This is a genomic window from Acinetobacter sp. CAU_H_S139_7, from assembly GCF_058599305.1.
The window spans coordinates 3,008,451-3,029,221 of record NZ_CM178651.1; the positions used below are offsets into that span (position 1 = coordinate 3,008,451).

General features: G+C 40.3%; 16 protein-coding genes. 9 read left to right on the forward strand and 7 right to left on the reverse strand.

The window, feature by feature from the left end; translation table 11 throughout:
• The first annotated feature begins 271 nt into the window (after positions 1-271).
• On the forward strand, positions 272-1,303 hold the full coding sequence (locus AC4MC0_RS14630; RefSeq protein ID WP_335997719.1) for a PM1805 family lipoprotein: 1,032 nt from the start codon (positions 272-274) through the stop codon (positions 1,301-1,303).
• A 55-nt stretch (positions 1,304-1,358) separates the two neighbouring features.
• Here the strand turns inward: AC4MC0_RS14630 and AC4MC0_RS14635 are convergent, their stop codons facing one another.
• Together AC4MC0_RS14635 and AC4MC0_RS14640 are read right to left on the reverse strand one after the other, a co-directional pair.
• On the reverse strand, positions 1,359-1,868 hold the full coding sequence (locus AC4MC0_RS14635) for a DinB family protein (protein ID WP_058868915.1): 510 nt from the start codon (positions 1,866-1,868) through the stop codon (positions 1,359-1,361).
• A gap of 109 nt (positions 1,869-1,977) precedes the next feature.
• A complete protein-coding gene (locus tag AC4MC0_RS14640) occupies positions 1,978-2,883 on the reverse strand; it encodes a DMT family transporter (protein ID WP_279665010.1) in 906 nt (301 codons plus the stop codon).
• Between the two features lie 179 nt (positions 2,884-3,062).
• Here AC4MC0_RS14640 and AC4MC0_RS14645 point away from each other — a divergent pair, with 179 nt between their 5' ends.
• The gene (locus AC4MC0_RS14645; protein ID WP_279693379.1) at positions 3,063-3,932 is read left to right on the forward strand and encodes a helix-turn-helix transcriptional regulator; all 870 of its coding nucleotides are present in this window, start codon (positions 3,063-3,065) and stop codon (positions 3,930-3,932) included.
• A gap of 22 nt (positions 3,933-3,954) precedes the next feature.
• On the opposite strand, the gene AC4MC0_RS14650 is transcribed toward AC4MC0_RS14645, so the two are convergent.
• Positions 3,955-4,260 carry a hypothetical protein gene (locus AC4MC0_RS14650; protein ID WP_227509185.1) on the reverse strand — a complete coding sequence of 102 codons (306 nt, stop codon included), beginning with the start codon at positions 4,258-4,260 and terminating at the stop codon, positions 3,955-3,957.
• 770 nt (positions 4,261-5,030) lie between these two features.
• Between AC4MC0_RS14650 and AC4MC0_RS14655 the strand changes: the two genes are divergently transcribed.
• Both AC4MC0_RS14655 and AC4MC0_RS14660 read left to right on the forward strand, forming a co-directional pair.
• A complete protein-coding gene (locus AC4MC0_RS14655; protein ID WP_279693352.1) occupies positions 5,031-6,557 on the forward strand; it encodes a fumarate hydratase in 1,527 nt (508 codons plus the stop codon).
• Between the two features lie 102 nt (positions 6,558-6,659).
• Complete coding sequence (locus tag AC4MC0_RS14660) at positions 6,660-7,208, forward strand: DUF2059 domain-containing protein (RefSeq protein ID WP_125273927.1); 549 nt, start codon at positions 6,660-6,662, stop codon at positions 7,206-7,208.
• 5 nt (positions 7,209-7,213) lie between these two features.
• Here the strand turns inward: AC4MC0_RS14660 and AC4MC0_RS14665 are convergent, their stop codons facing one another.
• From AC4MC0_RS14665 to tig, 4 genes are all read right to left on the reverse strand, one after another.
• Positions 7,214-7,930: a DUF2846 domain-containing protein gene (locus AC4MC0_RS14665; RefSeq protein WP_104222100.1), complete on the reverse strand. Its 717-nt coding sequence runs from the start codon at positions 7,928-7,930 to the stop codon at positions 7,214-7,216.
• Positions 7,931-8,088: 158 nt separating this feature from the next.
• Entirely contained in the window at positions 8,089-9,399 is a 1,311-nt protein-coding gene (clpX, locus tag AC4MC0_RS14670; RefSeq protein ID WP_058868910.1) for an ATP-dependent protease ATP-binding subunit ClpX, read from the reverse strand.
• Positions 9,400-9,427: 28 nt separating this feature from the next.
• Positions 9,428-10,033 carry an ATP-dependent Clp endopeptidase proteolytic subunit ClpP gene (gene clpP, locus AC4MC0_RS14675; protein ID WP_004692427.1) on the reverse strand — a complete coding sequence of 202 codons (606 nt, stop codon included), beginning with the start codon at positions 10,031-10,033 and terminating at the stop codon, positions 9,428-9,430.
• A 192-nt stretch (positions 10,034-10,225) separates the two neighbouring features.
• On the reverse strand, positions 10,226-11,557 hold the full coding sequence (tig, locus tag AC4MC0_RS14680) for a trigger factor (protein ID WP_004979052.1): 1,332 nt from the start codon (positions 11,555-11,557) through the stop codon (positions 10,226-10,228).
• A gap of 275 nt (positions 11,558-11,832) precedes the next feature.
• Here tig and AC4MC0_RS14685 point away from each other — a divergent pair, with 275 nt between their 5' ends.
• The 5 genes from AC4MC0_RS14685 (at position 11,833) to leuA (ending at position 20,676) form a co-directional block, all read left to right on the forward strand.
• Positions 11,833-14,109, forward strand: a complete 2,277-nt coding sequence (locus tag AC4MC0_RS14685; protein ID WP_335997707.1) for a TonB-dependent receptor domain-containing protein — start codon at positions 11,833-11,835, stop codon at positions 14,107-14,109.
• Between the two features lie 330 nt (positions 14,110-14,439).
• Entirely contained in the window at positions 14,440-16,665 is a 2,226-nt protein-coding gene (locus tag AC4MC0_RS14690) for a TonB-dependent receptor (protein WP_335997705.1), read from the forward strand.
• Between the two features lie 116 nt (positions 16,666-16,781).
• A complete protein-coding gene (locus tag AC4MC0_RS14695; protein WP_205667206.1) occupies positions 16,782-17,465 on the forward strand; it encodes a Fe2+-dependent dioxygenase in 684 nt (227 codons plus the stop codon).
• A 49-nt stretch (positions 17,466-17,514) separates the two neighbouring features.
• Entirely contained in the window at positions 17,515-18,621 is a 1,107-nt protein-coding gene (locus AC4MC0_RS14700; protein ID WP_205667207.1) for an alpha-hydroxy acid oxidase, read from the forward strand.
• A 357-nt stretch (positions 18,622-18,978) separates the two neighbouring features.
• Positions 18,979-20,676, forward strand: a complete 1,698-nt coding sequence (gene leuA, locus AC4MC0_RS14705) for a 2-isopropylmalate synthase (protein WP_335997701.1) — start codon at positions 18,979-18,981, stop codon at positions 20,674-20,676.
• The last annotated feature ends 95 nt before the right edge of the window (positions 20,677-20,771 follow it).

The window sequence follows — 20,771 nt, forward strand, 5'->3', positions numbered from 1 at the left end:
TAAGATCTTCGTTAGAGACCTATTTCAGATTTTAGGGTGATTCTACAAGTTGCAAATAGACCTGTAAATGACCACGCATGCCTCTTTGGTCAATGACATCATACTCACAGTTATACTAGAAACTTAAGCTAATTGAGTGGTCTGCCTAATGCTCAACTAATGCATACTTACGCATATCCCAAACACAGATAAAACAGTAAGATTTTACTTTTCAGACACTTAAACAATATACTCAAGAGATATAATTAAATTATAAATCATTGGTCTCATAATGAATAAAAAATTGCTTCCAATTCTAATAGTGACAACATTTTCACTGACAGCATGTAATGAATCTAAGCAGCACCAAACACCGTCAGACTCAACCACAGCATATAAAAACTTAAGTACAGCATATAAAAACTTAAGTACAGCTAATCCAGCTGACATTAAAGCGGATCTTGATGCCCTAGATCAGATTTCGAATAAAAACTCTCAAGCCATTTTGAACGTACAAGATGCACTTAAAGCGGCTCGTCAAAATAAAGAAGTCGATACCATCCCCGCCCTGCTAGAACAACTGAAAACCCATTCTCTTGCGTTTAATACTGCACTAGATGCAACAAACTTCAAAAGCCAAGAAGGCGCTGCGTTACGTGAAAAATTTAAGCAAGTCCATTTACTTGGTGTTGAGCTTGCACAAGAAGATACTAAAAATCCACCACAGATGGATCGCATCACCGGATTAGAAGCGCAAATCAGCGTCATACAACAAAGTTCTGTCAGTGAAATGAGAGCCTTACAACAGATGGTGTACCCTCAACTGAATTCAGGGGCATTAGACAACACACGACAACAACCAAAACCAAATACCGAACCCCATGTCGCGGCTCGTACTGCACCGCAGACCACCTCACATCTGAGTCAAGATAATGCAGCAGACATCAAACATGACCTCATTGCGCTCGGGGCACAATCAAGTGCAGCTAAACAAGAAGCAGAAAACTCAATATGGGAGATAAAACATGCGATGGAAAAAAAAGATCTGCGTGCTCTAAAAACTGCAATTGAAAAATCAAACAAGCGCATTCAAAGTCTGAATCAAAATTACGATATGGTGTCTCTCAAAAGCTCAGAAGTAGCCGCAGCCCGTGAGAAGCTCAAAAAAGACAATAATCTTCAAATTGAAATGGGTGAAATTATCTTATCCACCTCGCCAGATAAACAAAAGTTTGAGGAGTTGCAAAAGAAACGATCCAATTCTCAAAAAATGGTTGAGATTGAGATGGAAGCGCTTCGGATTAAAGCCAATACAGCATCATGATTGGGGCATCGTATCAGCTCGATTCCATTATTTTACAAAACCAACCGCAGCTCTCTTAAACGGGCAGATTTTCTTCTATCAACATATATACCATGTCAATCTCTGGGCATGGATAACCCATTGAAGTTAAAGCCGCTGTCACTTGCCCCCTGTGATGCGTTCCATGATTAAACACATGCAATAATGTAGCAGCATAGGGCAGACTCATTTCTTGTCCGGCTGATGTTTTGTACTGTAAATCATGTCCAAATTTTTCCACATCAACATGTTTTAAAAAATCTATCCAGTTGTAAGCCCTGCTCTCTAACTCAAACATGAGTTTATCTTTATCCCTTTCTACGATGGTATTTAACTTCAATGTAGGAGATGGTTTCGATGAAAACCGAGGAAACCATAGATAATGCTCACCAACAAGCAAGTGATTCAACGTTCCAGAAATACTTTTGAAGAAAAGTCCACATTCAGCATTGAAATCTTCATCAGAGACATTTTTTAAAACTTGGTTTAATTTTTGAGTAGACCACACGTTGTAACGAGCGAATAATTTAAACATTTTTAAATCCATTTATAAAGCCCTGCATGAAGCTCTCTAAAATGAGCATAATACAAAGGATGAAAAACACCTAAATCTTTCATTTCTAAGGCAGAATCGCTTTTGATTTTCTTGCGCACACTCAGCTTCGCTTCAACATTTGACTGAATTTCAACTTGGGCGCTTGAATAAAGAAAATTGCATTACCACATAAAATCAAAATCACCCCAATGACCGCATTGATATGCCATTGATAGCCTTCCCAGATAGTCGAAATCACCAAAGCCACCAACGGAAATAATAAGGTACTATAAGCAGCCTTGCCTGCCCCAATCCGTCCAACCAAATAGAAGTAGGCGGTAAAGCCAATCACTGAACCCAAAATAGCCAAATACAATAAAGCACTCACCGCACTGAATTCCATAGCGGGGAAAAACTCGTCTTGTTTAAATCCAGCAATCAACGCCATCAGGATTGAACCATACAACATGCCATAAGCATTGGTGGTAAAAATATCCAATCCGTTTTTCTGATGACGCGCACTGATCATATTGCCCAATGAAAAACCATAGGTTCCCAACACACAAAGACCAATCCCCATCAGCGTATGATTATTTAAGGTACTCCCTATCACATCATGCCAAAACAAGGCGATGATCCCCAGTCCACCCAACAAAGCCGCAGGATAAAAACGGGTAGAAACCTGTTGTCCAAAGAACAGTTTAGCGTTGAGGGTATTAAAAATGACCGCCATCGAAAAAATAACAGCCTCCAAACCGCTGCTGATATATTGAACCGCATAATAGAAACAAACAAAGTTAAAACCAAAAATACAGCACGCTTGCAACATACAAAATAGATGGTCTTTTACAGCCAGCTTTTGCAGTTTTCGGCACAACACAACAAAAGTAAACAACACCAGAGCCGAAATAAAGAAGCGCCAAAACACGGCTACATTGGTCGATATTCCACTTTGTTGTTGCAGACTTATCGCAATCCATGTCGTTCCCCAAATCACCACAACCAAAGCATATAACAGCGCATTCATACTCTTTAAACCAAACTCAAACCACTCACGCTATTGTGCTTGGTTTAGGTTTCTCATTTCTTGCACCTTCTTGTGGTCACTATCATAAACTTGTGATTTTTTACTGATTTTCGGATATAGATGACAAAATGAAATCAAAGTCCTACACTAAATCTTCCATTTGGCACTGCGTATAGATGATGAAATATCAGATTCTAGATCAATTACAACAACATAAAGCTCAACTCCTCGACTCGGTCGAACTGGGTTCGGGCATGCAGTTGGCCATGTGGCAAAACAACCAAGACCGCGTCAGTGTTTGTAGTAACCACCATACCCTTAGTATGTACATTCAAGGGGGATATCACAGTTATCAAAAGACAGCTCAAGGTTGTCATAATGGCGGTGGGCCAGATCATATGTGCTTGATGCCACAGGACTTTGAGTCAACATGGGATCTGCGCGACCCACTGACTTTTGTGCATCTGTACTACACCGAGCAACATTTACAACGTGTCGCCGAACAGGTGTGGGATCGTGAGCCGAGCCAAATTACTTTAAATCCGCAAAGTTTCGTGGCCGACCCACAGATTGCCATGATCTATCGACATTTTTTACTCAATGGGGCTTGGCAAAACAGGGAAAATCACTTGCAGATGAGTACTGCCACCACGCTGCTGCTCAACCATTTGATTAAAAATTATAGCCATACCGAATGGCAAGTCCCTGAAGTTAAAGGTGGGCTGTCCCCATATAGCCTGAAGCAGTTATTAGAATGGATTGATCAGCATATTCAGCAAAGCTTGACCTTATCAGATTTGGCCGAGCAAACTCAGCTCAGTGAATACCATTTTGCTCATATGTTTAAGCAATCCATGCACATGCCACCGCACCAATATGTGATGCAACGTCGACTTGAACTGGCACACCAAGCTCTACAGCACACATCTGCCAATATGACGGACATTTCGGAACAGTATGGATTTAGCTCCAGCAGCCATTTCAGTCATCGCTTTAAAAAGTACTTTGGCTACTCTCCATCCCAAATGCGGAAAAGTGAGAAAAATTAGATCGGATAAACTCACATTCAGCTTATTTATCTAACATCAAAATAAAGCCCATCATTAAACTCGACATTAAAAAACCGAAAAAAGCACTCATCAAATAAGCTTTCCGACGCTCTTGAGCAGATTGGCTCAGGACTTGATGGCGCATTTCCATATGTTGCTTTTCTTCAAAAATCGTCATCTCGACATCATTTTTAGGCGGAGCTTTTTTCAAAAGCAAAGGCAACATTGCAAGCATCATGCAGTAAAAATTAAATTTAAATATATCTTCGACAATGACATTGCCTGCATGCTTTTGAGCCATTAAATAAAACAGGAAAATAGACCACAAGAAAAAGCATCCGATAAATAGCAAGGCTGAAGTAGAGGAATAGTATTTCATTGTATTTTTTTAAGATTTTAAACTGGAATCTTAAGGCGTTAAACAATTTTTAGCTAGTTGAAGATTTGAAGATTTGAAGATTTGAAGATTTGAAGATTTGAAGATTTGAAGATTTGAAGATTTGAAGATTTGAAGATTTGAAGATTTGAAGATTTGAAGATTTGAAGATTTGAAGATTTGAAGATTTGAAGATTTGAAGATTTGAAGATTTGAAGATTTGAAGATTTGAAGATTTGAAGATTTGAAGATTTGAAGATTTGAAGATTTGAAGAAAGCTTAAAACAAAAAAAAAGAAGATAAAGCTTAAGCCTGATCTTCTTTTTGACCGTACATCCAAGTCGCTGCGATATATACACAAAAGCCCGCAGCCATCACTAAACCTGTCAACATGTTCGATGTCCTATTGTTTGATGAATGCATTATGCGAAAGTTTTATGACAACTTTATGACAGAGTTGTCATATTTAAAATATTATTATTTTTCCAATATATTCAAAATCTTAAATAATAAATCATATTCACGAACCGAATTTAGACATGAAATATTTCATTAAATTCAAGCTTTTTTGTCATATTTACCACCGTTTATAACCTCATTTTCTCATCAATTTTGTTCAACTATTAAACTTTCGCCCAAAGGCTTCGCAAAACATCCACAACCTCGGCATTTTGTCTTATAATTTAGCCCGCTAGCTATCAGCCCGCTCAAGAGATATTTGTATGACCACTATTATCAAGCAAGATGATTTGATCACATCGGTCAAAGATGCGCTTCAGTTCATTTCTTATTATCACCCACAAGACTTCATCCAAGCGATGAGCCGTGCGTATGATCGTGAAGAGAACAAAGCCGCTAAGGATGCGATCGCACAAATCTTAATTAACTCGCGTATGTGCGCAGAGGGTCACCGCCCAATCTGTCAAGATACAGGTATCGTCAATGTATTCGTTGAAGTGGGCATGGATGTTAAATTTGATTTAACTATGAGCTTAGACGATGCAATCAACGAAGGTGTACGTCAGGGTTACTTAGAAAACTCAAACGTACTGCGTGCTTCTGTATTGGCTGACCCAGCTTTTGGTCGTAAAAATACCAAAGACAACACCCCTGCTGTGATCTATCACAAACTTGTTCCAGGCAACAAAGTGGATATTACCGTTGCGGCAAAAGGTGGCGGTTCAGAAAACAAATCTAAACTGGCTATGTTAAACCCATCTGACTCAATCGTGGATTGGGTACTTAAAACTGTTCCAACTATGGGTGCTGGCTGGTGTCCACCAGGTATGTTGGGTATTGGTATTGGTGGTACTGCTGAAAAAGCCATGATGCTTGCGAAAGAATCGCTCATGGAAGAAATCAACATGGACGAATTACTTCGTCGTGGCCCTGAAAATAAAATCGAAGAACTTCGTATGGAAATCTTCGAAAAAGTAAACGCACTGGGTATTGGCGCGCAAGGCCTAGGTGGCTTAACCACAGTTCTAGATATTAAAATTAAAGATTACCCATGTCACGCTGCGGGCAAACCAGTGGGTATGATTCCAAACTGTGCAGCGACTCGTCACGCACACTTCCAACTTGATGGTACAGGTATTGCACACATTCAAGCACCAAAACTTGAAGACTATCCATCAGTCACTTGGGATTCATCAACCTCTAAGCGCGTTGACCTCGACACCATTACCCAAGAAGAAATGAACGCTTGGCAACCAGGCGACACTTTGCTTCTAAACGGTACAATTTATACGGGTCGTGATGCTGCACACAAACGCATGGTAGACATGTTAAACAATGGTGAAGAGCTTCCTGTCGACTTAAAAGGTAAATTCATTTACTACGTGGGGCCTGTAGATCCAGTCGGTGATGAAGTGGTTGGTCCTGCTGGCCCAACAACAGCAACACGTATGGACAAGTTCACACGTCAAGTGCTTGAAGCAACAGGTATGTTCGGCATGATCGGTAAAGCGGACCGTGGTCCTGCAGCGGTTGAAGCAATCAAAGACAATAAAGCGACTTACTTGATGGCAGTGGGCGGCGCAGCTTACCTTGTGTCTAAAGCAATTCGTGAAGCTGAAGTGGTTGCTTTTGCTGACTTAGGTATGGAAGCGATTTACAAATTTGTAGTGAAAGATATGCCTGTATCGGTCGCAGTTGATGTAAATGGCACATCTATTCACGCGACAGCACCAAAAATCTGGCAAGCGAAAATTGGTAAAATTCCAGTAGTCGATGCAGCAGCGGGCTAAAACTTAAGTTTTACTTTTTTGGATACCCTTAACATGCTAAGGTCATGTTAAGGGTATTTTTTACCTACTTTTATAGACTTAATCAAAAAATATAGACCAACAATGAAAAAATTAAATCACATCCTTTGCAGTATTACCTTATGTGTCCTCAGCACAGCTTCTTTTGCCAAACCCGCGACCGAAGCATCGGTAGAGAAGGCGCTCAAACTGGGCGATATTAAAGGCACATTAGCACAGTCTCAGCAAGAAATGCGCCCCATTTATGACCAGCAAGCCGAAGAAATCATTAAGAATATTTTTAAAACATCTACACTCAATAATGAACAACAAAAAGCAGCCAAGCAAATCGCTGAAATCACGGCATCGTTTAGCAGTAAATTGATTTCTGATCCGAAATTTATGCAAATGCTTAAAAATGTATATATGCAGACCTTTACCGAAGAGGAAGTGTTGGCCAACATTCAGTTTCTTGAAACACCTCTAGGCCAGTCTATCAATAAAAAAAGCAGCAAAATGATGAGTGAAATCATGCGCAATAGCATCGCCATGTCTGCTGAAATGATGCAAGATCCAGCTATTCAGCTGGAAATGAATCGTCAAATTGAAAAGACCCTGATACCCTTATTTGAACAAGCCAAAAAAGCACAATAGCTCACTTACCAGGTTAAAGGATTCCACAGCTTAAAGGGTTTCATCAGCTGAACCTCTTCACTTGGGTCATATTTGGCAGGTTTAAGTTTTTGCGCTTTCTTTCGTAACTCACCCGTGTGTTGATCTTCCGCGACAAAGTTGTAGCTGTTGGACTTTAACTGGGTAAATGCAATCTCTTGAATCGCAATTTTTTCAGGTATGACCGCCAAAGGCCCCGAAACATCATGGCGTGTGGATAAGTTCTCTTCATCATACTTGATGAAATAAGACTGCCCTGCTTCTACGCTAAAATCGATATATTTCGGCTTTTGAAAATGGTTAATGCCCAAAGGCCGACTACTGGATAAACGATAAGTCCCTGCGGGCAATTCGACCCAATAATAATGATTGTTCAGCAAGCTTGGAATGCGTTCTTTATTGATAAATAAACTCGAGGCCACAATTTCTTGTCGATTCCATTTTGAGTCTGGACGATACAGATAAACCATCGCCGCTTGTTCATGCTGGGGTTGGACACGCTGAAAACGCTGTCCTAATTTTTGATTGACCCACCCACCTACGCTAAACACCCCGATGCGATACTGCTCAATCATGCCTGGGTCATGTTCAAAATCGACCTCATGGCTGAGAGTTGATGTTAATTCAGGTTGTTCAACTGTCGCTTTTCCATGACAACCCAATAAAATTAAACTGCTTAAAAGCGTAATCGTCATTGCACGCATGACTATTCCTCACGACGTATTTTTTATTTTGATACTGAATTTTTAGTTTTAATCTAGGCATCCCAGCCTATGATGCAGAGTAGCATTCCCTCTTTTTTTTGAATATAAAAAAACGTGTGAAAACACTCGATTTTCACACGTTTCAGATGAATAACAACTTAAGCGGACTTTGAATTAATCACTTTTAAATCAACTTTAGCTGCATCTTTCTGTTCGATTCTTGGTAAACGCTCTGGCTTAAAAAATGGTGCAGCCGTACCGTTAATCACGTCTTCATTCACCACAACTGTGCCAACATCAGTACGACTTGGTAAATCATACATGGTTTCAAGCAGCGTATTTTCTAAAATAGAACGTAAGCCACGTGCACCCGTGTTACGATCCAAAGCTTTTTTCGCCACAGCGCGCAGTGCTGAGTCTTCAAAAACCAGATCAACGTTTTCCATATCAAACAAATGTTGATATTGACGGGTCAATGCATTCTTCGGTTCAGTCAGAATTTGCATCAAAGCTTCTTCGTCTAACTCTTCCAAAGTCGCAATTACAGGCAAACGACCAATAAACTCTGGAATCAGACCAAATTTCACCAAATCTGTCGCTTCAACTTGACGGAACAAATCAGACAATTTCTTGCCTTCATCTTTCTTCTTCACTTCAGCCGTGAAACCGATTCCACCCTTTTCTTGGCGCTGTTGTACGATTTTCTCAAGACCCGAGAATGCTCCACCACAGATAAACAAGATATTTGAAGTATCAATTTGAATGAATTCTTGCTGCGGATGCTTACGACCACCTTGAGGTGGAATAGAGGCAACCGTACCTTCGATCATTTTCAGTAACGCTTGCTGTACACCTTCACCCGACACATCACGCGTGATCGATGGGTTTTCAGACTTACGGGTAATCTTGTCGATTTCGTCGATATAGATGATACCTTTTTGCGCTTTTTCTACATCGTAGTCTGCTTTTTGTAGAAGCTTTTGTACAATGTTTTCAACATCTTCACCGACATAGCCGGCTTCGGTAAGTGTCGTTGCATCAGCCATAGCAAAAGGAACATCGAGAAGACGCGCCATGGTTTGCGCAAGTAAGGTTTTACCCGAACCCGTTGGTCCTACTAATAAAATATTACTTTTCGCAATTTCAACCGCATCGTCGTGTGTATGTCCACCATGTGTCGCTTTAAGACGTTTATAGTGGTTATAGACAGCAACTGACAAGGTTTTCTTTGCCACATCTTGACCAATGACATATTGATCTAATGCCGCACGAATTTCGTGAGGTTTAGGCAAGGGTTTTGCAGCCCAGTCACCCGACTCAACTTGTTGACTGGTTTGCACCAAGTCTAAGCATACGTCCACACATTCATTACAGATGTACGCGTCCTCGCCTGCTATCAGTTTCCCAACTTCAGACTGCGTTTTACCGCAAAATGAACAATGCTTTTGTCCTTGAGGATGTTCGGACATATTCACTCCAATTCTAAACTTTTAAAACTTATGGACGTTTAGATAACACTTCGTCCACGAGACCATATTCTTTTGCAGCTTGCGCTGTCATAAAGTTATCACGGTCAGTATCACGTGCCACAGTTTCATAGTCTTGACCACTGTGCTCTGCCATTAAACGGTTTAAACGTTCTTTAATGAACAGAATTTCACGTGCATGAATTTCAATATCAGATGCCTGACCACGGAAACCACCTAACGGTTGATGGATCATGACACGTGCATTTTCAAGACAATAACGTTTACCCTTTGCACCTGCATTCAGCAAGAAAGCACCCATTGATGCTGCTTGCCCCATACAGTAAGTCACAACATCTGGTTTAATAAATTGCATGGTATCGTAAATCGCCATACCAGCAGTCACCGAACCACCTGGTGAGTTAATGTAAAGATGAATATCTTTATCTGGGTTTTCCGCTTCTAAAAACAACATTTGCGCGACAATCAAATTCGCCATGTTATCTTCAACTTCACCAGTCATAAAAATGACGCGTTCACGCAAAAGACGTGAATAAATGTCAAATGAACGTTCACCGCGAGATGACTGTTCTACAACCATTGGAACTAAGGCATTATCGATAGTTGGAATATACATACGTTTACTTATTCCTAAATTTTTTGTTACTCAACTCATAGTCACAATATGAGGGATAATTGCTGAAAATGCAAAATATTCCCAAGTAAATAACAGATATTTTTTGCATAAGCTTTGTGAACGCAAGGCCTTTTACAAACCTAGATCACAATAAAAAAGGCGCTCAAAGCGCCTTTTTTACTTTAGCTAAACTTAGCCTTGTTGACGAGCTTGTTGCTCTTTCAATAAGTCTTCGTAGCTTACAGCAGTATCCGTTACTTTAGCAGACGCTAAGATGTGATCAACCACTTGGTCTTCTAACACAACAGCTTCGATTTGCGAACGTTGTTGTTTGTCATTTTTGAAGTATTCGATCACTTCAGCTGGATCTTCATAAGAAGAAGCCATGTCTTCGATGTAAGCATCAACACGTGCTTGATCTACCTCAATTTTAGCATCAGCTAAAACTTTGCTTACCAGTACGCCTAATTTTACAGATTTTTCAGCTTGTTCTTTGAACAATTCATCTGGAAGCATGCTTGAGTCAAATGCTTTCGCACCTTGAGCACCAAACTGCTGAGTGAACTGTTGGATCATTTGTTGACGTTGACGGTCAACTTCTTGAGCAACCATAGACGCAGGAAGTTCAACTTCGTTTGCAGCTACAAGCGCATCAAAAGCTGCACCTTTCACTTGATTACGCAAACCATTTTTCACTTCACGTTCCATGTTTTTACGAACGTCAGCTTTTAACTTCTCAATGCCTTCTTCTTCAGTTAGACCGAAGATTTTAAGGAATTCAGCGTCAACTTCTGGAAGTTTTTGTTTTTCAACAAGCTTCACAGTGATTTTGAATTGAGCTGATTTACCAGCAAGGTTTTCAGCTTGGTAGTCTTCAGGGAAAGTTACATCGATAACTTTCTCTTCGCCTTTCTTCATACCAACGATACCGTCTTCGAAGCCAGGGATCATACGACCTGAACCTAAAACAAGTTTAAAGTCTTCTGCAGAACCACCTTCAAACTTTTCACCGTCTACTGAACCTTCAAAGTCGAAAGTAACTTGCATGTCTTTTTTAGCCATGCCTTTCGTTTCAGCCCAAGAAGCACGTTGCTTCTGAAGGTTTTCGATCATTTGATCAACATCTTTGTCGTTTACTTCAGATGCTTTACGTTCAACTTCTAAACCATCAAATTTCACGTTAACTTCTGGATAAACTTCAACAGTCGCTTCGTATACAAGCGCGTCGTCTTTTAATTCAGATTTTTCAATGTTTGGCATGCCAACAGCATTGATTTTTTCTTGTTGGATCGCTTCAAATACTGTGTCACGAATAATGTCGCTTACGACTTCTTGGTAGATACCCGCGCCATATTCACGACGAACAACATTTACTGGCACTTTACCTGGACGGAAGCCGTTGATCTTCACAGTTTTAGCAGTGCGTTTTAAGCGAGCTTCGAACTGCTCGTTAACACGGCTCGTCGGTACAGATACATTTAAACGACGGGTAACACCCGAAACCGCTTCAGAAGTTACTTGCATGGCTTCCTCAATCTTTTGGTAAGAACAATTTTAAAAAGTGCCACATTATATGACAACATTGAACGATATACAAAACACCCGATTGAAACCACATATTTTTTTCTTCATTTATCGTTTTTTATTTTGAATATTTTTAAATCGCTACTGATTAAGCGCAAAGTATTATATTTTTTATGTCTTTTTGTTGCAAATGATAAATATTACCATTAATATTCGCGCTAACTTTTTGATCGTTTTTTTCAATTTTTTTCTCGTCCATCATTGGAACTCTAGTTATGAGTAAGTTTAATCTACACCCTCTTTCATTGGCATTGCTTGGGGCAATCACCGCTCCTGTTTTCGCAGAAACAACAACTGAAGATTCATCGCCACATCAGCTTTCCACCATTGTGGTTTCAGCTGCGGGTTTTGAACAAGATATTAAAAATGCACCTGCGTCTATTACTGTATTAAATCAAGAAGATCTCAAATCCAAACGCGTGAACTCATTAGCAGATGCTTTACGTGGTGTAGAAGGTGTAGATGTTAGCCCTACTGCAGGTAAGACAGGAACACTCAATATTCGTATGCGTGGTATGCCACCTGAATACACTTTAATTTTAATCGATGGTAAGCGCCAAAATAGTGTAGGAAACATTACACCGAATGGTTTTAGCGAATCTAATAATAATTTTATTCCACCAATTTCAGCTATTGAGCGAATTGAAGTCATTCGCGGCCCAATGTCAACTTTATATGGTTCAGACGCTATGGGCGGCGTTATCAATATCATTACTAAAAAAGTGTCTAATGAGTGGACTGGCTCTCTAAACTTAAACGGCACTGTCCTACCAAATAGCTCAGAGTTTGGTAACCAATACGCTGCCGAAATATTTACATCAGGCCCACTAGTAAAAGATTTGGTTGGTTTACAAATCCGCGCACGGAAAGCTGAACGCCAACAATCATATATTAAAGTCCCAGCTGCAAATAGCGAGATCAATACGTTAGCTCAAGGAAATAGTCCGACAAAATCAGATATTGAAACATTTGGTGGCCGCTTAACTTTTACACCACATCCTGATCATAGTTTTGCACTTGACGTTGAAAACACTCAACAATGGTTTGATAACAGTCGTGGACAACTTGGTACATACCTAGATAATAATGGTAAGCCACTAGCGCCCAATAGCACTCAAGGCTATGGACCTAGTCAAGAATATGAACGCACCAAAGCCTATATCTCTCATGAATGGCAAACAATTTTTGGTCGTTTAGAAAGCAGTATTTCTCATGTAGAAACAGAAACTGTTGGACGGCTTTTACCCGCGGGCATGTTAACGACACCAGAAAACCAAAAATTCGTTAATCGTGAATTAAAAAGTGAAGATATCTATTTTGATACTAAATTCACCACGCAAAACATTGAAAATCACAACATTACCATTGGTGGTCAATGGTGGGATGCCAGCCAAAAAGATGGTATTCGTCGTGCCAACCCTGAACTAACTTTTGAGCAATATGGTCTATTTATTGAAGACACGTGGTCTATTTTACCAAACTTAAATTTAACCTTAGGTGGCCGTTTCGATGATCACAGTGCTTTTGGTGATTTCTTTACCCCACGCGCATATTTAGTTTGGAATATGAATGATCAGTGGACTGCTAAAGGTGGTTATGCTGAAGGATATAAAGTTCCGCGCTTAGAACAACTTACCCAAGGTTTATCCAACATTGCTGGTCAAGGACGCACACCAGTTTTAGGTAATATTAATTTGCAGCCTGAAACGAGTGAAAGTACAGAGTTAGGCATTTATTTTGATAACCAACAAGGCTTTAATGCGAACCTAACATTATTCCAAAATAAGACCAAAGATAAAATTACAACATCGGGTGCAAACTATGCACTTACTTTTATTCGACAAAGTGATGTAGACCGGCTGACCAATGATGGTACTTATGTACCTGGTGTCAGCTATGATGGTCGTCCGATCGAGTTTGACTGTACAGGTAATGAAGCAGCCTGTGATGCCAAGTTAAAAGAATGGGGCGTAGACTGGACAACTGCAAAAAATCGTAACTTAACACTTGCACGCCCTTACAACGCAGAAGAAGCTGAGTCACATGGTATTGAAGTTGGTGCCTCATACCAAATTAATAACCAATGGCAAGTTTCTGGCAATTATACATGGACAGAAGGTGAACTAACTGATGCGACAGGTCGTACCATTGATGATGCAGATAATGCTGAACACATGGCTAACCTCTTAGTTAATTACCAACCTGCTGATAATGCATCACTTTGGTTACGTGGTGAATATCGCAGTAGTCAAATCCGAGAAGATGGTAACGTTAAAAACACTTTAGGTGACTATAAAGGCTATACACAATGGCATCTTGGAACCAACTATATAGTGAATGACAATATCGAAGTTGGTGTCGCACTTTATAATATTTTTGATGTCAATTTTGTTGATTATCAATATGTTTCCACTGAAGATGCTTATTATAACCGCTATACAAACACCCAAGAAGGACGACGCGTTCAGCTAAGTACGACCTTTAAGTTCTAAGCTGCATCCAAAACCCTGCTTCGGCAGGGTTTTCTTCGTACATAGCTAATATAGATCCAACATAATTTATACACATTCACTTGAGAAACACCTTCAAACTTAGCTTAAAAATAATGGATTCTAAATTCCAATAATATTATAAAAACATAATCTAATTTTCCAATTTAAATAAAAATCAAAAACTTATATTAAATTCATTACATTATTACATTTATTTTTTCTACACAAATATATCTAAGCATCGACAATTCCAATGTAATAGTTATGCTACAAAAAATAAGAATCATTATTATTCGCATACTAATTTACAACGCTAGAACTAGATTCGTTATGGCCTTCATCAAAACACGTAAAAAGCTGGTTTCTTCAGCAATCGCTTCAACACTCTCTGTGGTTGCAGTCAATGCTGTTGCGCAAGATCAAATCGCGCAATTAGAAACAATTCACACGGAAGCGGCAGCAGAACAAAGTTTGAAAGTAGACAAATCTGCAAACAGCAAGTTCGTTGCTCCCCTACTCGACACACCAAAGTCTGTGTCGGTTATTTCTAAGCAGTTGATTGAAGACACTCAAGTTACAACTTTAAGCGATGCTTTACGCACAGTACCTGGTATCACACTTGGTGCAGGTGAAGGCGGCAACCCAAATGGCGACCGTCCATTTATCCGTGGTTATAACTCTGAAAGCTCCATGTTTGTAGATGGTGTACGCAACTCGACGTCTCAAAACCGTGAAATGTTTGCAGTAGAGCAAGTTGAAGTAATCAAAGGTTCTGCTTCTTCTCTTGGTGGAGCTGGCTCTGTTGGTGGCAGTGTTAACATGATTTCTAAAGTTGCTAAAAAAGGCGATGCTTTAGAAGGTTCTGTTGCTGCAGGTACAGATAACTACCAACGTATTACTTTAGATAGCAATAAAGACTTTGGTAATGGTATTGCAGCTCGTGTTGCTGTAATGGGACACCAGAATGAAAAAGCTGGGCAACATGACGGTGCTGAATACAAACGTGCAGGTATTGCGCCAAGTATTACTTTTGGCTTAGACAGTGATACACGTGCAACATTAAGCTATTACTATTTAAAATCTGATGATACACCTGACTCAGGTGTGCCTTACAATTATGATGCTACAAAGAAAGCAACTGTAGGCAAACCTGTAGATGTAAAACAAGGCATATACTACGGCTTACATGATCGTGATTTCCAAAAACAAGAAAATCAAATTGGTACAATCAAATTAGAACACGATATTAATGATAATTTAACCATCACGAATACTGCTGTTTATAACAAGTCGACAAATGATTACCTTTGGACTCAACCAGACGACTCTAAAGGTAATGTATTAAATGACAAAGTATGGCGCCGTATCAACTCACGTATTACAGATACCGACATCTTTACAGATCAACTTGCGTTAACTGGTAAGTTTAATACGGGTACAATTAAACATAAATTTAATGTGGGTGCAGAATATAGCGACCAAGAGTCTAACAAAGGTAGCTATACAACAACTTACCCAGGTTATGCTGGTACAACAACTGGTGGCTTCAATAGTGATTGTAAAATTAATGATGCATGGTGTACTTCTTTAACTAATCCTAGTTCTAAAGAAGAATGGTTAGGTACAGCTGTAGCGAATCGTAATACGACAACTACCACGACCAAAGTTACTTCAGTTTATTTACTGGATAATATCGAGTTCAATCCACAATGGTTATTGGATTTAGGACTTCGTTGGGATAAGTTCGATACAGAACAAGTGACTAATGCTACAGGTGCTAAGCTTGAAAATAATAAAGACTTTTTCACCTATCAAGCTGGTTTAACCTTCAAGCCTGTTGAAAATGGTTCAATTTATGCAAGTTATGCAACCTCTGCAAACCCTGTAGGTGTCGATGGTGGTGATGGCTCAGAAGCAATTGGCCAAGCCTACATGGATTTAAAACCTGAAGAAGCACGTACTATTGAACTAGGTACGAAATGGGATCTTTTCAATGACCGCTTAAACCTTACTGCTGCTATTTTCCGTACCGAAAAACAAAATACACGTATCCAACTTGATGCTGGCACGTATACCAACGGTGGGGAAAGCAAGGTTGATGGTATTGAGCTTACCGCGACAGGTAAAATTACGGATAAATGGGATATTACTGCTGGATATTCTTACTTAGATACAGAAATGACCAATCCAGGTCCGTCATGTACACGTGCAGGCGTATGTACATATCCTAACCCAGCGAAGGGTAAACAATTACCAAATGTTCCAGAAAATAGTGCAACTCTCTGGACGACTTACAAAGTATTGCCAGAATTAACTTTAGGCGCTGGTGCAATTGCAATGGACAAAGTCTATGGTGATGCTGCAAATACTAAATTTGTTCCAGGTTATGTACGTTACGATGCAATGGCGCGTTATAACGTGAACAAGAATGTGGATCTACAGTTAAATGTCAACAACTTGGCTGATACACGTTATTTCACTAAAGCTTACGCATCTCACTATGCAACTGAAGCTGAAGGTCGTAGCGCAGTACTGTCTCTAAACTTCAAATACTAAGTTTATAACTAAAATCTCTCTTCATCCTGAGATTTGATAAAAATAGCCTCTCATTGAGGCTATTTTTATATATGCTTAAAGACTAAATAGATCTTTCATTTTCAGCAGGTCGTGTTGTGATCCATCATATTCCCAATGTATTAAGCAAAGAACAGGTACAATACTTTCGCCGTGAAATGGCAAAAGTCGAGTGGATTGATGGTAAAAAAACCACAGGATCACTCTCAAAAAATGTAAAACAAAATCAACAGCTCCCCGAAGATCACCCTCTCACTCAACACTTAGGCAATATCATCTTAGAAGCGCTTGGACAACATCCGCTCTTTATGTCCGCGGCCCTACCTTTAGATATTTTGCCACCGTATTTTAACCGCTATGAACAGGGCGAAACTTTTGGCTTCCATGTAGACAATGCCATTCGCTGGGTAGCCGGAAGCAAAGATCGGATTCGTACCGATGTATCCTGCACTGTTTTTCTAAGCGAACCTGACGAATATGAAGGTGGCGATTTGGTAGTAGAAGACACCTATGGCTATCATGAAGTGAAATTACCTGCGGGTGATATGATTTTATATCCATCTACTAGCGTGCATGAGGTAACACCAGTGACCTCAGGCTGCCGTGTCGCTTCGTTCTTTTGGGTTCAAAGTATGATTCGAGATGATGCTGACCGTCATATCTTATTTAATCTTGATCAAACCATTCAGAACCTACGTGTACAACTCGGTGATCAACATCAAGAAGTGGTAAAGCTCACCAGTCTGTATCATAACCTGATGCGCAAATGGGCTGAACTGTAAAACAATCATCCTAGCTCAACGTTAACTACTGTAGCAACTGGATCGTTCCATGACATCAAAAACTTTTTTGCCACCACTCACCCAAATTCCTGTCTCATTGCAAACGATTGCTGACTATGAAATTGAAGCAGAAAAGCATCTGCCTGAGATGGTCTGGCACTATTTGCAAGGTGGTGCTATGGATGAGATCAGTGTTCGGAATAACCTCGCTCAGTTCCAAAACCTGCACTTGATACCACGCATGTTAAGAGATCTCACTCAAGGCAATACGAGCTGTGAAATCTTAGGGCAAAGCTTTCCACATCCTATTTTTGTCGCACCGATTGGACATCAACAGCAGTTTCATCCTGAAGCAGAAGCAGCAACTGCACTGGCAGCTGAAGTACTCGGTAGCAATATGATTTTGAGTACTTTTACCAACACGGACATGCGAACATTCAAACCTGAGAATCCTTACAAATGGTTCCAACTGTACTGGCAAGGTGACCGTGATAAATCTTTGGCTTTGCTGAAGCTCGCTGAGGCACAAAACTTCACCGCTATTGTCATTACTGTGGACTCTCCACATACAGGCATCCGTGACCGTGAACGTCGTGCTTTCTTTCACCTCCCTGAAAACATGCAGCATCCGCACACTCCTGCCCATATTCCACTGCCTGAACTGCAAGAAGGTGATCATCCCGTGTTTAATGGGCTAATGAAAATTGCTCCGACGTGGGACGACATCGCATGGATGGTTCAACAGACTGATTTACCCATCCTGTTAAAAGGCATCGTCAGTCCACTCGATGCACAACTGGCCATTCAACATGGCGTACAAGGCTTAATTGTGTCTAACCACGGCGGTCGTGTTTTAGATACCTGTATTCCTCCACTCAAAGCCTTGCAACTCATCAAAAAAGCCGTTCCGCATGACTTCCCTCTTTTATATGATGGGGGTGTGCGTCGCGGCTCAGATGTGTTTAAGGCTATTGCCTTGGGAGCTTCCGCGGTTTTAGTTGGGCGACCATGTATTTATGGTCTTGCCACTGCGGGTGCATTGGGCGTTGCCCATGTGCTTAAAATCTTAAAAGAAGAGTTTGAGATCACCATGGCGTTGATGGGCACTGCAACACTTGCAGATATACAGCCCGATATGGTCATAGAGTTCTCATAACCTCTTCAACAAAGCGAATGAAATGAATCAAATTCGTAAAATGAAGAAAAAGATCAAACACATCTCAAAAATACACGGAAATATTTCCCCTAAATACCAAATTAAAGGGAAATATTTTTTCAGACACGACTAAAAGCCATAAAAAAAGAAAAATCTTTTCGACCGAACTGGATTAAACTCTTAAATATAACGTTACAAGGTTACTCACGGTAAATCTAAGTCGTATCAAATATTTACGTTTACAAACACCCTGAAGACTCCCTTGTAAATAGAGACCATAGACACAATCTATATAAATAGTAGGTTGCTTTTTATTACCCACTCAAATGCAACCCGTACTATGTAAGGAGTTACCTCATGATGTTGGCTGATCCAAGTAAGAAATATCGTCGCATGTATCAACGTGTTGACTTGCCAGACCGTCAATGGCCAAACAACGAAATTACAAAAGCGCCTATTTGGATGAGTACTGACCTACGTGATGGTAACCAAGCCATTTTTGAACCGATGGATATGGAACAAAAATTTAAAATGTTCCAAATGTTGGTCAAAATTGGTTTCAAACACATCGAGATCGGTTTCCCTTCTGCATCTCAAATTGACTTTGACTTTACTCGTAAATTGATCGAAGAAAATCACATTCCAGACGATGTCTATATCGAAGTTTTGGTTCAAGCACGTGATCATTTGATCCAACGTACTTTTGAGTCTTTAGCGGGCGCAAAACGTGCCATCGTACATATCTATAATTCAAATGCCCCAACTTTCCGCCAAAAAGTCTTAAATGTCGATGTTGCAGGTGCGAAACAATTAGCAGTCAATGCAGCCAGCAAAGTCAAAGAATATGCAGCGCAATATCCTGAAACCGAGTGGGTGTTCCAGTACAGCCCAGAGTGTTTCTCTGCAACCGAATTAGAAGTTGCAAAAGATGTATGTGATGCAGTTACCGAAATTTGGGAAGCGTCACCAAGCAATAAAGTGATTTTAAACCTACCTGCTACGGTTGAAGTTTCGACACCGAATGTTTATGCAGACCAAGTCGAATGGATGCACCGCAACATTGCTCGTCGTGATGGCGTGATTATTTCTGTGCACTGTCACAACGACCGTGGCTGCGGGATTGCTGCCTCAGAATTGGCGATTATGGCCGGTGCAGACCGTGTCGAAGGCTGTGTGTTTGGTAATGGCGAACGTACAGGTAACGTCGATGTCGCTGCGATTGCTTTGAATATGTACTCTCAAGGTGTTGCGCCAAACTTAGATTTCTCAAATATCAATGAAATCATTGCAACGGTAGAAGAATGTACAGGTTTGCCTGTTCACCCTCGCCACCCTTATGCAGGTGACTTGGTCTTCACAGCATTCTCTGGTTCGCATCAAGATGCCATTAAAAAAGGTTTCGAGTTCCAAAAGAACGAAGAAATTTGGGATATGCCATACTTACCAATCGACCCGAAAGACTTGGGTCGCGACTATGATGCTGTAATCCGCGTCAACTCACAGTCAGGTAAAGGTGGTATTGCTTACTTGTTAGAAGCAAATTACAACGTGGTCTTGCCACGTCGTATCCAAATTGAATTCTCTCAAACCGTACAAAAACGTACCGATGAAGAAGGCACTGAAATTACCGCACAAGAAATTTGGAAATTATTCAAAGAAACTTATGTGGACACCAAAGATACGCATTACTCGACTAAGAACTACCGTTTGTATGACAACAACGGCAAACAAGTGGTTGAGCTTGAAATTGAAGTGAATGGTGAAACGCAGCAATTACGTGGCGAAGGCAATGGTCCAATCTCTGCAATGTTGGATGCTTTACAGTTACCAATTGACGTCTTGAGCTACGAAGAGCGTGGTATTAGCTCTGGAGCAAATGCAAAAGCCTTGGCTTTGGTTGAGTTACAAGTCAAAGGCACTGGCAAATCAGCCTTCGGTGCGGGTATTCACGACAACATTGTGACCTCATCGATTGAAGCGATTATTGCGTGTACCAACCGCTTAATTGATCAAGGTGTGTTAAGCACAGATCAAGTGATTGCTGCTGCGGTATAAGTATTAGCAATAATAATTAGCACTAAAATGACTTTAGAAGGATACCCTCAAGTGGTATCCTTTTGTTTATTAATCCCAAAGATTTAAGGCGTATT